Source organism: Streptomyces sp. NPDC031670 (assembly GCF_055580545.1).
On record NZ_JBVILC010000002.1, the window covers coordinates 248,880 to 262,062 of the forward strand.

General features: G+C 70.4%; 12 protein-coding genes and 1 tRNA gene. 7 read left to right on the plus strand and 6 right to left on the minus strand.

The window, feature by feature from the left end:
* Positions 1–30: 30 nt before the first annotated feature.
* Complete coding sequence (locus ACZ5ID_RS05170) at positions 31–837, minus strand: alpha/beta hydrolase family protein (RefSeq protein ID WP_468893577.1); 807 nt, start codon at positions 835–837, stop codon at positions 31–33.
* Positions 838–1,066: 229 nt separating this feature from the next.
* On the opposite strand from ACZ5ID_RS05170, the gene ACZ5ID_RS05175 reads away from it, so the two are divergent.
* Both ACZ5ID_RS05175 and ACZ5ID_RS05180 read left to right on the plus strand, forming a co-directional pair.
* Positions 1,067–1,879, plus strand: a complete 813-nt coding sequence (locus ACZ5ID_RS05175) for a response regulator transcription factor (protein WP_468893579.1) — start codon at positions 1,067–1,069, stop codon at positions 1,877–1,879.
* A 24-nt stretch (positions 1,880–1,903) separates the two neighbouring features.
* The gene (locus ACZ5ID_RS05180) at positions 1,904–2,926 is read left to right on the plus strand and encodes a LacI family DNA-binding transcriptional regulator (protein WP_468893582.1); all 1,023 of its coding nucleotides are present in this window, start codon (positions 1,904–1,906) and stop codon (positions 2,924–2,926) included.
* 234 nt (positions 2,927–3,160) lie between these two features.
* Here the strand turns inward: ACZ5ID_RS05180 and ACZ5ID_RS05185 are convergent, their stop codons facing one another.
* The gene (locus tag ACZ5ID_RS05185; protein WP_468893584.1) at positions 3,161–3,649 is read right to left on the minus strand and encodes a RidA family protein; all 489 of its coding nucleotides are present in this window, start codon (positions 3,647–3,649) and stop codon (positions 3,161–3,163) included.
* Positions 3,646–3,804: a DUF4177 domain-containing protein gene (locus ACZ5ID_RS05190; protein WP_003967454.1), complete on the minus strand. Its 159-nt coding sequence runs from the start codon at positions 3,802–3,804 to the stop codon at positions 3,646–3,648. Before ACZ5ID_RS05190 ends, ACZ5ID_RS05185 begins: the two co-directional genes overlap by 4 nt.
* 71 nt (positions 3,805–3,875) lie before the next feature.
* Here ACZ5ID_RS05190 and bagA point away from each other — a divergent pair, with 71 nt between their 5' ends.
* On the plus strand, positions 3,876–4,838 hold the full coding sequence (gene bagA, locus ACZ5ID_RS05195) for an ATPase BagA (RefSeq protein ID WP_468893586.1): 963 nt from the start codon (positions 3,876–3,878) through the stop codon (positions 4,836–4,838).
* Between the two features lie 2 nt (positions 4,839–4,840).
* Complete coding sequence (bagB, locus tag ACZ5ID_RS05200) at positions 4,841–6,130, plus strand: ATPase BagB (protein WP_468894195.1); 1,290 nt, start codon at positions 4,841–4,843, stop codon at positions 6,128–6,130.
* Between the two features lie 45 nt (positions 6,131–6,175).
* Here bagB and ACZ5ID_RS05205 read toward each other — a convergent pair whose 3' ends face one another.
* Positions 6,176–6,553: a WhiB family transcriptional regulator gene (locus ACZ5ID_RS05205; RefSeq protein ID WP_468893588.1), complete on the minus strand. Its 378-nt coding sequence runs from the start codon at positions 6,551–6,553 to the stop codon at positions 6,176–6,178.
* Positions 6,554–7,036: 483 nt separating this feature from the next.
* Between ACZ5ID_RS05205 and ACZ5ID_RS05210 the strand changes: the two genes are divergently transcribed.
* On the plus strand, positions 7,037–9,310 hold the full coding sequence (locus ACZ5ID_RS05210) for a transglycosylase domain-containing protein (RefSeq protein ID WP_468893590.1): 2,274 nt from the start codon (positions 7,037–7,039) through the stop codon (positions 9,308–9,310).
* Positions 9,311–9,888: 578 nt separating this feature from the next.
* Here ACZ5ID_RS05210 and ACZ5ID_RS05215 read toward each other — a convergent pair.
* Entirely contained in the window at positions 9,889–10,353 is a 465-nt protein-coding gene (locus ACZ5ID_RS05215; protein ID WP_468893592.1) for a GatB/YqeY domain-containing protein, read from the minus strand.
* 130 nt (positions 10,354–10,483) lie between these two features.
* Here ACZ5ID_RS05215 and ACZ5ID_RS05220 point away from each other — a divergent pair, with 130 nt between their 5' ends.
* The gene (locus tag ACZ5ID_RS05220) at positions 10,484–11,422 is read left to right on the plus strand and encodes a metallophosphoesterase (protein WP_468893594.1); all 939 of its coding nucleotides are present in this window, start codon (positions 10,484–10,486) and stop codon (positions 11,420–11,422) included.
* A 162-nt stretch (positions 11,423–11,584) separates the two neighbouring features.
* Positions 11,585–11,658: transfer RNA gene (locus tag ACZ5ID_RS05225), tRNA-Pro, on the plus strand.
* Between the two features lie 596 nt (positions 11,659–12,254).
* Here the strand turns inward: ACZ5ID_RS05225 and ACZ5ID_RS05230 are convergent.
* Positions 12,255–13,181, minus strand: coding sequence for a nuclease-related domain-containing protein (locus ACZ5ID_RS05230; RefSeq protein WP_468893597.1), 927 nt, complete (start codon positions 13,179–13,181; stop codon positions 12,255–12,257).
* Between the last annotated feature and the right edge of the window lie 2 nt (positions 13,182–13,183).

A 13,183-nucleotide genomic window follows, 5' to 3' on the forward strand; every position in this document is an offset into this window, starting at 1 on the left:
GACCCTCCTTTCGTCGTCCCCCATGATGGGCTACGCCACCGACAGCCACTGCGCGATCCGGCGCAGCAGAGCCTCACCGGCCGCGTTCTCCGCGTGCCCCATGCCCTCCTCCAGCCACAACTGCGCGGGCCCGGCGGCGGCCAGCATCCTGGGGTGGTCGAGCGGGAAGTACGGGTCGCGGTCGCCGTGGACGATCAGCACTGGGGTCGGCGCGATCAGCGGGACCGCCTCGACCGGCGAGAGCGGCACCGGGTCCCACGGGCGGGAGTCGATCCGGGTGGCGAAGCCCAACCGTCCGACCAGGCGCCCGGCGGGCCGGGTCACCATCCAGTGCAGCCGCCGCATGGGGGCCGTCCCCCGGTAGTACCAACGGGCCGGCGCACTGACGGACACCACCGCGTCGGTCCGTGCCCCGATGAGCCCCTTGTGCGTCGCCGCGTGCCGCAGGACCACCGAGCCGCCCATGGAGAACCCGACGGTGACCACGCGCGCGTAGCCGAGTGATCTCGCCCACTCCACCGCCGCCGCCAGGTCGAGCACCTCGCGGTCGCCGACCGTGGAGCGCCCGCCGGAGCCGCCGTGGCCCCGGAACGAGAACGTGACCACGCCCGCGTACTGGGCGAACACCCCCGCCGCCCGCCGCACCGCGGGCCGGTCCACCGAGCCCGTGAAGCCGTGCGCCACCACGATCGCGGTGTCCGCCCCGCCCGCCGCGCAGGGGTCGTGGACGGCCTCCACCGACACCCCGTCCGAGGTGCGAAGAGTGGCGCGCCGCGGTCCCCTGGTGATCGAGGAAACATCCACAGTGTGAAATCGGCCCTCTGCCCCGGAACTCATGTGGGCTATTCTGCTGGGCAGAGGATCCGGGCAGCGCAGCCCCCGGGTCCTTTTGCGTTTCCTGATCGTTGTTACGAGCAGGTGAACAAAGGCTCTCAGGGCGCGGGAGCCTTGTGGATGCGCAGTGCCGTAAACGTCCTCGCAGGGACCGAGGAGGAACCGACGTCATGGGCGAGCAATCCGTGCACGAACCGAAGAAACCGACGACGACCCGGGCAGGTGGGGCGCGATGAGCTCGTTGCTGCTCCTGACCAACGCCCTCCAGCCGTCGACGGAGGTGCTCCCCGCGCTCGGCCTGCTCCTGCACAACGTGCGGGTGGCCCCCGCCGAGGGCCCGGCCCTGGTCGACACCCCCGGCGCCGACGTGATCCTCGTCGACGGCCGCCGCGACCTTCCACAGGTCCGCTCCCTCTGCCAGCTGCTGCGCTCCACCGGGCCCGGCTGTCCGCTGATCCTGGTGGTCACCGAGGGCGGCCTCGCCGCCGTCACCGCCGACTGGGGCATCGACGACGTGCTCCTGGACACCGCGGGCCCCGCCGAGGTCGAGGCGCGGCTGCGGCTGGCGATGGGCCGGCAGCAGATCACCTCCGACGACTCCCCCATGGAGATCCGCAACGGCGACCTCTCCGTGGACGAGGCGACGTACAGCGCGAAGCTCAAGGGCCGGGTCCTGGATCTGACCTTCAAGGAGTTCGAGCTCCTGAAGTACCTCGCCCAGCACCCCGGCCGGGTCTTCACGCGCGCGCAGCTGCTCCAGGAGGTCTGGGGCTACGACTACTTCGGCGGTACGCGGACGGTCGACGTCCACGTACGGCGGCTGCGGGCCAAGCTCGGCCCCGAGCACGAGTCACTGATCGGCACCGTCCGGAATGTCGGGTACCGGTTCGTCACCCCCGAGAAGGTCGAACGGGCGGCCGAAGAGGCCAAGGCGAAGGCGGCGGCGGAAGCCGGCGCCAAGTCGGCCGAGCGATCCGTGGCCTCCCCACCGGTCCCGGCCGCCACGGAGCCGGAGGAAGCCTCCGTACGCCCTGCCCAGAGGTAGGTCACCCCGCGTAGACTCCCGCTCGTGGCCAAGGTGACGCGGGATGATGTGGCGAGACTTGCGGGTACGTCGACCGCGGTCGTCAGCTATGTCATCAACAACGGACCGAGGCCGGTCGCCCCGGCCACGCGCGAGCGGGTACTCGCCGCGATCAAGGAGCTGGGCTACCGGCCCGACCGGGTTGCCCAGGCGATGGCCTCCCGGCGCACGGACCTCATAGGCATGATCGTCCCGGACGCGCGCCAGCCGTTCTTCGCGGAGATGGCGCACGCGGTGGAGCAGGCGGCGGCCGAGCGCGGGAAAATGGTCCTGGTCGGCAACTCCGACTATCTGGACGACCGCGAGGTCCACTATCTGCGGGCGTTCCTCGGGATGCGCGTCGCCGGTCTGATCCTGGTCAGCCAGGGTCCCAGCGAGCGCGCGGCGGCCGAGATCGACGCCTGGGACGCGCGTGTGGTGCTCCTCCACGAACGCCCGGAGGCGATCGACGACGTGGCCGTCGTCACCGACGACATCGGCGGCGCCCAGCTGGCCACCCGCCACCTCCTCGAACACGGTCACGCGTACGTGGCGTGCCTCGGCGGGGTCGAGTCGACCCCGGCGGTCGGCGACCCGGTGGCCGACCATGTGGAGGGCTGGCGGCGGGCGATGCTGGAGTCCGGGCGACCGACGGAGGGGCGGCTCTTCCAGGCGCCCTACAACCGGTACGACGCGTACCGGGTCGCCCTCGACCTCCTGTCCGGGCCGGACCGGCCCCCGGCGATCTTCTGCTCCACGGACGACCAGGCGATCGGTGTGCTCCGCGCGGCGCGCGAGCTGCGGATCGATGTGCCGGGGGAGCTGGCGGTGGCGGGCTTCGACGACGTGAAGGAGGCGGGTCTGACGGACCCGCCCCTCACCACGGTCGCCTCCGACCGCCCCGCGATGGCCCGCGCGGCGGTGGACCTGGTCCTGGACGACGGGCTCCGGGTGGCGGGCTCCCGCCGCGAACGCCTGAAGCAGTTCCCGTCCCGCTTGGTGATCCGCAAGTCCTGCGGCTGCGGCTAGCGCCGCTGTGGGGCGGCCTTCGTCTGCGGACCGTGGCTGGCTGCTCGCGCAGTTCCCCGCGCCCCTGAGGGGGCCCGGCGGATCCAGAGAACAGAGCCGAGCCACAGCCCCCTAGGGGCGCGGGGAACTGCGCGAGCAACCCGGCACGACCCGCAGACGAACACGTCTTTTCAGGGGCGCGGGGAACTGCGCGAGCAACCCACCACCACCCGCAGACGAACCCCGGGCCAGAACCTACGCGGGCTCGACCTCGACCTGGATCTCGACCTCGACCGGCGCGTCCAGCGGCAGCACCGCCACCCCCACCGCGCTACGGGCGTGCACACCCTTGTCACCCAGGACCGCACCCAGAAGCTCACTCGCCCCGTTGATCACGCCCGGCTGGCCCGTGAAGTCGCTCGCCGAGGCGACGAACCCCACGACCTTCACCACGCGCACGATCCGGTCGAGATCACCCACCACGGACTTCACCGCCGCGAGCGCGTTCAACGCGCACACCCGCGCCGCGTCCTTCGCCTCCTCGGCCGTGACCTCCGCCCCGACCTTGCCCGTCAGCGTCAGCCTGCCCTCGACCATCGGCAGCTGCCCGGCCGTGTACACGTACACACCGGACCGCACGGCCGGCTGGTACGCGGCCAGCGGCGGCACGACCTCCGGCAGCGTCAGGCCGAGCTCGGCGAGCTTCGCCTCCGCCACACCCGCAGCCGCACCCGCGCCGCTCATGCCTTCTCCCGCTTCAGGTAGGCCACCAGCTGCTCGGGGTTGTTCGGCCCGGGGACGACCTGGACCAGCTCCCAGCCGTCCTCGCCCCAGGTGTCCAGAATCTGCTTGGTCGCGTGCACGAGAAGGGGCACGGTCGCGTATTCCCACTTGGTCATGGGCCGACTGTATCCGCTGGCGAGGGCAGCCTCATGCGTAGGCCGCCCGGGGACTGGTTAGGCTCGACGACGTGAGCAGGCTCCAGGTCGTCAGCGGCAAGGGCGGTACCGGCAAGACCACGGTCGCCGCAGCCCTCGCGCTCGCCCTCGCGACAGAGGGCAAGCGCACGCTCCTCGTCGAGGTCGAGGGCAGACAGGGCATCGCGCAGCTCTTCGAGACGGAGGCCTTTCCGTACGAGGAGCGGAAGATCGCCGTGGCGCCCGGCGGCGGGGAGGTGCACGCGCTGGCGATCGACGCCGAACGGGCCCTGCTCGACTACCTCCAGATGTTCTACAAACTGGGCTCGGCCGGCCGCGCGCTCAAGAAGATCGGCGCCATCGACTTCGCCACCACCATCGCCCCGGGCGTCCGCGACGTCCTGCTGACCGGCAAGGCGTGCGAGGCCGTGAGGCGTAAGGACAAGCAGGGGCGGTACGCGTACGACCATGTGGTCATGGACGCACCGCCCACCGGGCGGATCACCCGCTTCCTCAACGTCAACGACGAGGTCGCCGGTCTCGCCAGGATCGGCCCGATACACAACCAGGCGCAGGCCGTGATGCGGGTGCTGAAGTCCCCCGAGACGGCCGTGCACCTGGTGACGCTCCTGGAGGAGATGCCGGTCCAGGAGACCGCCGACGGCATCGCCGAGCTGCGCGCCGCCGAGCTGCCGGTCGGCGCCGTCATCGTGAACATGGTCCGCCCGCACCTGCTGGACGAGGAGGCGGTCCGGGGCGTCACCGGCGACCGGCGCAAGGACGTCACCAAGGCGCTCACCCGGGCCGGCGTCACCGGCTCGGCCAAGCTGGTCACCCCGCTGCTCCAGGAGGCCGCGGAGCACGCCGAGCGGGTGGAGCTGGAGCGCGAACAGCGGGCGGTGGTCGCCGGGTTGGGAGTCCCGGCGTACGAACTGCCCCTGTTCGGTGAGGGAATGGACCTGGCCGGGCTCTACCGCCTGGCCGTACGACTGCGAGGGCTCGGGGTGGGGCAGTGACCATGGACGCGGCGGCGCCGCTCGGCATCGACCCCCTGCTCGACGACCGGAGGACGCGGATCGTGGTGTGCTGCGGTTCCGGCGGCGTCGGCAAGACGACCACGGCCGCGGCGCTCGGGCTGCGGGCCGCCGAGCGCGGTCGCAAGGTGGTCGTCCTGACCATCGACCCGGCGCGACGGCTCGCCCAGTCGATGGGCATCGACTCGCTGGACAACACCCCGCGCCGGGTGAAGGACGTCGAGGGCGACGGCGAGCTGCACGCCATGATGCTCGACATGAAGCGGACCTTCGACGAGATCGTCGAGGCGCACGCGGACCCCGAGCGCGCCCGGGCGATCCTCTCCAACCCGTTCTACCAGTCCCTGTCGGCCGGCTTCGCGGGCACGCAGGAGTACATGGCGATGGAGAAGCTGGGCCAGCTGCGGGCCCGCGACGAGTGGGACCTGATCGTCGTGGACACCCCGCCCTCACGCTCGGCGCTCGACTTCCTCGACGCGCCGAAGCGGCTGGGGTCGTTCCTGGACGGCAAGTTCATCCGGCTGCTCATGGCCCCCGCGAAGATGGGCGGCCGGGCCGGGATGAAGTTCCTCAACGTCGGCATGTCCATGATGACCGGCACGCTGGGCAAGCTCCTCGGCGGCCAGCTGCTGCGTGACGTACAGACGTTCGTGGCGGCGATGGACACGATGTTCGGCGGCTTCCGCACCCGCGCCGACGCCACCTACCGGCTGCTCCAGGCTCCCGGCACCGCGTTCCTCGTGGTCGCCGCGCCCGAGCGGGACGCACTGCGCGAGGCCGCGTACTTCGTGGAGCGCCTGGCGGCCGACTCGATGCCGCTCGCCGGTCTCGTACTGAACCGCGTGCACGGCAGCGGCGCGGCCCGGCTGTCGGCCGAACGGGCGCTCGCGGCGGCGGAACACCTGGAGGAGGGCGCCGGACACCTTGAGGAGAGCGCCGGGGAAAATCTTGCCGACGGCCGCATTGTCGATCAGGGGTACGGGAAGGCTGAGGATCGTGGCACCGGTGGTTCCTCTCCCGAAGCTCTCTCCCCCACCGGTCCCGAGGACGGCGTGTCGGTCGACCGGCTGACCGCCGGTCTGCTGCGTCTGCACGCCGAGCGGATGCGGGTGCTCGCGCGTGAACAGCGCACACGTGATCGCTTCACCGCGCTTCACCCCGAGGTTCCGGTGGCCGAAGTGGCCGCCCTGCCCGGCGACGTCCACGATCTCGCCGGGCTCCGGGCCATCGGGGAACGGCTCGCGGCCCAGGAAGAGGCGGCCGGAGCGCTCTGAGCACGGCCGACGCGTCTCCTCAGGTACGCGCCGGACGGATGCGGCCTATCCCACGGCCGCGTACGCCTCCTCCACGGCGCGCTCCACGGCGTGCCGGTAGGCGTACGCCTCGTCGTCGTCCACACCCACGGGCAGGATGCCCGTGCTGCGCTCGTACTCCGTACGCGCCGTCTCAAGAAGACGGCGCCAGGACGTGACGGTGGGGCGCCGGCGCAGCAGCGCGCGGCGTTCCCGTTCCGTCATACCGCCCCACACGCCGAATTCGACGCGGTTGTCCAGTGCGTCCGCGAGGCACTCGGTCCGCACCGGACATCCGGTGCACACCGCCTTCGCCCTGTTCTGAGCCGCACCCTGTACGAACAGTTCGTCCGGATCGGTAGTGCGGCAGGCTGCCTGCGCACTCCAGTCGGTTACCCAGCCCATGCCGGCGCCGTCCTCTCCCGAATCGAGGCTCCCCCACGGCGGCAGCGGCATATTCACCGCTGCCAGTTGAGGACGTTACGGAAGGTGGGCACAGCGCAACACCCCCTTCGGGCCCAATCTTGAATGGCCCGAACGGACTATGCGTACGCGGCAGATCACCCAACGGAGTGAGCGGGGGACAAACGTCAGAAACCCGATATAGGGGGACGTTTCAGTTGAGCCAGAACGGACGCCGGGTGACGCATGAGGCGTAATCGGGCGGCGAATCCGGGACAGCCGCCCTCCTGCGAGAGCCGAACAGCGGGATACAGCGGGTTGGAGCGGACTACATGCATCGACCGGCACCCGACGAATTTTTGCGAACACCGGCGGGTATCGACGCGGGTATCGACTTGGTGCGCGACCGCACTGCTGTGACAGTTGACAGCAGCTTAGGCCAGAGCATTGACCCGTGTCCGGCGAATCAGAACGTAGGCTGCCCCCATGGCAAAGAAGCGCTCGGGCGGTGGTCTGACCGGGACCCAGCAGGCCGCCAAGTTCGTCGGGGTGAGTGTGCTCTCCGGAGCGGTGCTCGCCGGCATCGCGCTGCCGGCGTTCGGCGCGCTGGGGCTCGCGGCCAAGGGCACGGTCGAGGGATTCGACGAGATCCCCGCCAATCTGAAGACCCCGCCGCTGAGTCAGCGCACCACGATCCTGGACAACAGAGGCGGCCAGATCGCCACGGTGTACTCGCGCGACCGCACGGTGGTCCCGCTGGCGGACATCTCGCCGTACATGCAGAAGGCGATCGTCGCGATCGAGGACGCGAGGTTCTACGAGCACGGCGCGGTCGACCTCAAGGGCGTACTGCGCGCCGTGAACAAGAACGCCACGTCCGGCGGGGTGGCCCAGGGCGCGTCCACGCTCACCCAGCAGTACGTGAAGAACGTCTTCGTGGAGGAGGCCGGCGACGACCCCGACAAGGTCGCCGAGGCCACCCAGCAGACGCTCGGCCGCAAGGTCAAGGAGCTGAAGTACGCGATCCAGGTCGAGGAGGAGCTCGGCAAGAAGAAGATCCTGGAGAACTACCTCAACATCACGTTCTTCGGGCAGCAGGCGTACGGCGTCGAGGCCGCCGCCAAGCGCTACTTCTCCAAGCCGGCCAAGGACCTGAAGCTGGAGGAGGCCGCCATGCTGGCGGGCATCGTCCAGTCCCCGAGCCGGTACGACCCGGTCAACGACGCCGCCGAGGCCAAGAAGCGCCGTGACGTGGTCCTCCAGCGGATGGCTGACAAGAAGGACGTCTCGCAGGCCGAGGCGGACCGCGCCAAGGCCGTGCCGATCCGGCTGAAGGTCTCCAAGCCGAAGAACGGCTGCATCACGGCCGTCAGCGGCGCGGGCTTCTTCTGCGACTACGTCCGCGAGGTCTTCCTCTCGGACCCGGTCTTCGGCAGGACCAAGGAGGAGCGGGCCAAGCTCTGGAACCAGGGCGGACTGACGGTCCGTACGACCCTGGACCCGCAGGCCCAGCAGTCCGCCCAGGCCTCCATCAAGGACCACGTCTACCAGTCCGACAAGGTCGCCACCGCCGTAACGCTGGTCCAGCCCGGCACCGGCAAGATCATGGCGATGGGCCAGTCGCGGCCGTACGGCTTCGGCAACCACGAGACGCAGATCAACTTCTCGGTCAACAAGCAGATGGGCGGCTCGAACTTCGGCTTCCCGGTCGGCTCGACCTTCAAGCCGTTCCTGGCCGCCGCGGCGATCGAGGGCGGCAAGCCGCCGACGCAGGAGTACCCGTCGCCGTACGAGATGGACTACCCGGAGACCGTCCAGACCTGCGGCGCCAAGCCGTGGGTGAACACCAGGCACGAGTCGCTGGAGAACGAGAACGAGTCCGAGCACGGGCCGTACTCGCTGAAGAAGGCGATGGAGAAGTCCGTCAACACGTACTTCGTGCAGATGCTCGGCGAGATCGGCATGTGCCCGGTGTCGCAGATGACGGACAAGCTGCATGTGGTGCAGGGCAGTGGCGCCAAGCTCCCGATGGTGCCGTCGGCCCTGACGCTGGGCTCCACCGGTATCTCGCCGTTGAACATGGCGAGCGCGTACGCGGCCTTCGCGTCCCGGGGCACCTACTGCACGCCGGTCGCCATCGAGTCGATCAAGAAGGCGGACGGCAAGGCGCTGCGGGTGCCGAAGTCCACGTGCAGCCAGGCGATGTCACAGAACACGGCCGACGCGATCAACACCCTGCTGCGCGGTGTGACGGACTCCGGTACGGGTGTGCTGGCGGGCCTGTCGGACCGCGACAACGCGGGCAAGACCGGTACCACCGACCAGCGCAAGAACGCCTGGTTCGTCGGCTACACGCCGAACATGTCGGGCGCGGTGTGGGTCGGCAGCCCGCTGCAGAACGTCGAGATGGAGAACATCACGATCGGCGGCGTCTACAAGGAGAAGGTGTACGGCGGTGAGGTCCCCGGCCCCATCTGGAAGGACGCCATGACCGGCGCCCTCTCCGGACTGCCGGCCCCCGAGTTCGTACGGGTGGACATCCCCGACCCGCAGCAGTCGAAGGAACCGCCGGCGGACCCGGACAGCGCCAAGGGCCAGACCCCCGGCAAGAACAAGGGCGGCAAGAAGCACCGCCCCGGCGGCGGCGACAACAAGCCGGGCGGCGGCGGAGGCGTGACGGTCCCGCCGAACCCGGGCATCTCGCTCCCGCCGGGAGTGATCGGCGGGGCGGGCGACACGATCGGGGGGAACTGGCCGTAGGGCCGGCGCGGGCGTGGGGGACTGGCCGTGGGCCGGTGCGGTGTGACCGTGCGGCAGGGCTGAACGCGAGGAGGGGGCACCCGGGATCCGGGCGCCCCCTCCTCGCTGCGGTCAGACATGCACAACCTCTGGCCTCTGCCCCGGGGCTAGCTCCCGGCCCCCGTTGCGGGTAGGTGACCCGGGACCAGCCCCCGGCCCCCCGTTGCGGGTAGGTGACCCGGGACCAGCCCCCGGCCCCCCGTTGCGGGTAGGTGACCCGGGACCAGCCCCCGGCCCCCCGTTGTGGGCAGATGCCCCTGGGCTAGCCCCCGGCTCCCCGTTGTGGGCAGATGCCCCTGGGCTAGCTCCCGGCTCCCCCCCTCGTTGTGGGCAGGCGTTCCGCAGGGCGGAACGGGTGGGCACAACGGCCCACGGTCCGCAGCCGACAACGGGGTTGCGGGGCGAAGCCCCGAGGGGGTTCGCAGGGCGCAGCCCAGCGAGGTGGTCCGGGCCTCAGCCCAGCGAGGTAGCCCAGGGGGCTCGCGGGGCGCAGCCCAGCGGGAGTCCGGGGCACGGCCGGCCCAACGGGGGCTCGCGGGTCAGCCCGCGAGGAGCCCCTTGACGGCCGCCGAGACCCGTCCACCATCGGCCACCCCCGCCACCTTCGGCTTCACGATCTTCATCACGGCCCCCATGGCCCGCGGCCCCTCCGCCCCCGCGGCCCTCGCCTCCGCCACAGCCTCGGCGACGATCGCGTTGAGCTCGTCGTCGGACAGCTGCTTGGGCAGGTACGCGTCGAGGATCTCGCCCTCGGCCCGCTCCTTGGCCGCCGACTCCGTACGGCCGCCCTGCTCGAACGCCTCGGCCGCCTCGCGCCGCTTCTTCGCCTCCTTGGCGATCACCTGCAGCACCTCGTCGTCGGAGAGCTCGCGGGCGCTCTTGCCCGCGACCTCCTCCTTGGCGATGGCGGTGAGGGTCAGTCGCAGCGTCGACGAGCGCAGCTCGTCGCGCGCCTTCATGGCGGTGGTGAGGTCGTCCTTGAGCGTGGCCTTGAGCGTGGTCATGCGCCCAGTGTGGCAGGTGGCCCGCCCGGGGCGCGTGCCAGTTTCACGCGGGGAGCGCGGCCCCCGGGCGCGCGCGGGCGCGGCCCGGGGCGTACGTACCTCCCTCCGCGCGTCTGCGACGATGGAGCGCATGCACGCGCGATACGGGATTCCCTTGAAGGCAACGGCGGCTCTCACGGCGATCGGCGCGGTCGGCGTCGCCTACGCGGCGGGCTTCGAAGCCCGCTCGTTCCGACTGCGACGGGTGACCGTCCCCGTACTGCCGAGCGGGATGAGGCCGCTGCGCGTGCTCCAGGTCTCGGACATCCACATGGTGAGCGGCCAGCGCAAGAAGCGGGCGTGGCTCCAGTCTCTGGCGGGGCTGCGCCCGGACTTCGTGGTGAACACCGGCGACAACCTGTCGGACACGGAGGGCGTGCCGGAGGTCCTGGACGCGCTGGGCCCGCTGATGGAGTTCCCCGGTGTGTACGTCTTCGGCTCGAACGACTACTACGGCCCCAAGCTGCGCAACCCCGCCCGCTATCTGCTGGAGAAGGTCCAGGGCAAGCACGGCCTGAACGGCAACCCGCCGGCGGTCGGGGTGGTCCACAACCCGTGGGAGGACCTGCGGGACGCGTTCGACACGGCGGGCTGGGTGGGCCTGAGCAACACGCGGGGCCGGCTGAAGCTGGAGGGTCTGGAGCTGGCGTTCACGGGCCTGGACGACCCGCACATCAAGCGCGACCGGTACGCGGAGGTGGCGGGCGGCCCGGAGAAGGACGCGGACCTCTCGATCGCGGTGGTCCACGCCCCCTACCTGCGCGCCCTGGACGCCTTCACGGCCGACGGCTACCCCCTGGTCCTGGCCGGCCACACCCACGGCGGCCAGCTGTGCGTCCCCTTCTACGGGGCCCTGGTCACCAACTGCGACCTGGACACGGACCGGGTGAAGGGCCTCTCCACCCACGAGTCCGGCGGCCACCGCTCCTACCTGCACGTCTCAGCGGGCTGCGGCACAAACCGCTACACCCCGGTCCGCTTCGCCTGCCCCCCGGAAGCCACGCTCCTCACGCTTACGCCTCGGGGCTGAGCGCGCAGGGGTACGGGGGGGCTGGGTCCGGGGGCTCGCGTACGGCGGGACCGCGTCCAACGGGGCCACCACACCGCGCTCACCCCGCCCCCCGAAACCGGATTTCGTCTCCAGCCGCCGGTGGGCTAAAGTAAACGACGTCGCCGCGACAACCGGTGACATCGGGGTGTAGCGCAGCTTGGCAGCGCGCTTCGTTCGGGACGAAGAGGTCGTGGGTTCAAATCCCGCCACCCCGACAGCTAAGTACAAGGCCAGAGGCCCTTTCCCTTCGGGGAGAGGGCCTCTGGCCATTGCTGCGTGTCTAACTCCGTGACTACCGCTTCGGAGGCACCGGGGTGCCGAAGATCCCGTTCATGGCGGTGGCCCCGGTTTGAATCGCTGGGCGGATCTGCTTCCGGTAGCCCGTCTCCTGCCACTGGTCACCAGCCGCGACACGCTGCCCGGCCGGCCCCGACGCTTCCGCTGGATCTTCAGCGCGTCGATAGCCCGGCCGGACAGCGCGAGCGCGCGACGGGATTTCCGGGTCTTCGTGGCGCCGGAGCGGCGGACAGGGCGGGACGTAGGACCTCCGGGCGGAGTCCTGGAGCTCAGCGGGGCGCCAGAGGAATGCGTCCGGCGCGAGGTCCACGAAGAGACCGGATGAAGGCCGAGGGCCAGCAGCTCAGCGGGGTCTACAAGAACATGGCTCGCGGAATCGTCGCCCTGGTCTTCCGGTATCGCCTCGAGGGTGGAAGCGAACAGCTTTCGGATGAGTCATCGCCCTCGATTCCCTGAGAGAGCACGGGCCCCGCGACCGCCCCATGACGGCCGCCGACTCGTCGAGACGAGCGGCTCAGGCTCGTAACCAGATGCGCCGATGCCGCGCCACGGCGTAGATCTGCTCCACTCGTTCCGGGGTGAGCTTCCCGTTGATCGGCCCGAGGGTCGCGACCTCTCGTTCTTGGTATATCCGAACGGTGCACTGCGTAGCGGCACGGTCCAGGGTGGCTACACCCACGAAGACGAGAACGGGCTCCACCGGCACTGCGAAGTCGCAGTACCTCTCCAACACCCTTTGCACGTATGCGGCTTCTGCCTTGCTCGCCGCCGCGTACGGCACGGGGCGCCCGCCGTTGACCCTGGCCATCTCGTCGCCGACCCAGACCGTGCCGCCGCCGTGGGACTTGGTGTTGATACTGAACACCCCACCAGGCCCGATCAACAGGTGGTCGATGTCCCCGCCATTGCTCTTGGGTACACCGTGCAGGACGCGCCACCCCTGGGCTGATAGGCGTTGGAGCTCTCGACCGACGCGACGCTCGCCGTCGAGTCCGGCGTACCAGGTATCCCATTCAGAGCGGCGTCCGCGCACCTTGGACCATGCGCGCTGGAGGCGAGAGGGCCCTCGGACGGAGAGAGGTTCCAACAAGCCGGCTCCGGGAGGATTTCTCCCCAGGTCGTCAGCAGCTGTCAACTCGGGAAGTTTGGCAGGGCGATTGCGGTGAGGTGGGGGGACCGGAGATGAGGAACGCCGCATCGGAGTCTGCATCGGCGTTGATCGGGGATTCGCCTTGGTGTCAGGAGGACTGGACCGCACCGTCGCCGACTCGCCCAGATGCCGCCGAAGCAGCGCCACGGCTTCGCGCCGGTACTTCTGAATCTTGATCGTGATGACCTTGGTCTGACGGTCCGCCCACGCGACGGTGGTGCCGTCAGGCAGGTTCACGTAGAGCCGATCCCTGCCGTGCCGCTTCCATGGCTTCACCGTGAGCTCACTCATTG

Bases quoted from the DNA above. Each gene is read 5' to 3' on its own strand.
- ACZ5ID_RS05215 (WP_468893592.1), bottom strand. From the start codon at position 10,353: ATGACCACGCTCAAGGCCACGCTCAAGGACGACCTCACCACCGCCATG.
- bagB (WP_468894195.1), top strand. From the start codon at position 4,841: ATGGACGCGGCGGCGCCGCTCGGCATCGACCCCCTGCTCGACGACCGG.
- ACZ5ID_RS05175 (WP_468893579.1), top strand. From the start codon at position 1,067: ATGAGCTCGTTGCTGCTCCTGACCAACGCCCTCCAGCCGTCGACGGAG.
- ACZ5ID_RS05230 (WP_468893597.1), bottom strand. From the start codon at position 13,181: ATGAGTGAGCTCACGGTGAAGCCATGGAAGCGGCACGGCAGGGATCGG.
- ACZ5ID_RS05220 (WP_468893594.1), top strand. From the start codon at position 10,484: ATGCACGCGCGATACGGGATTCCCTTGAAGGCAACGGCGGCTCTCACG.
- ACZ5ID_RS05205 (WP_468893588.1), bottom strand. From the start codon at position 6,553: ATGGGCTGGGTAACCGACTGGAGTGCGCAGGCAGCCTGCCGCACTACC.
- ACZ5ID_RS05170 (WP_468893577.1), bottom strand. From the start codon at position 837: ATGAGTTCCGGGGCAGAGGGCCGATTTCACACTGTGGATGTTTCCTCG.
- ACZ5ID_RS05210 (WP_468893590.1), top strand. From the start codon at position 7,037: ATGGCAAAGAAGCGCTCGGGCGGTGGTCTGACCGGGACCCAGCAGGCC.
- ACZ5ID_RS05190 (WP_003967454.1), bottom strand. From the start codon at position 3,804: ATGACCAAGTGGGAATACGCGACCGTGCCCCTTCTCGTGCACGCGACC.
- ACZ5ID_RS05185 (WP_468893584.1), bottom strand. From the start codon at position 3,649: ATGAGCGGCGCGGGTGCGGCTGCGGGTGTGGCGGAGGCGAAGCTCGCC.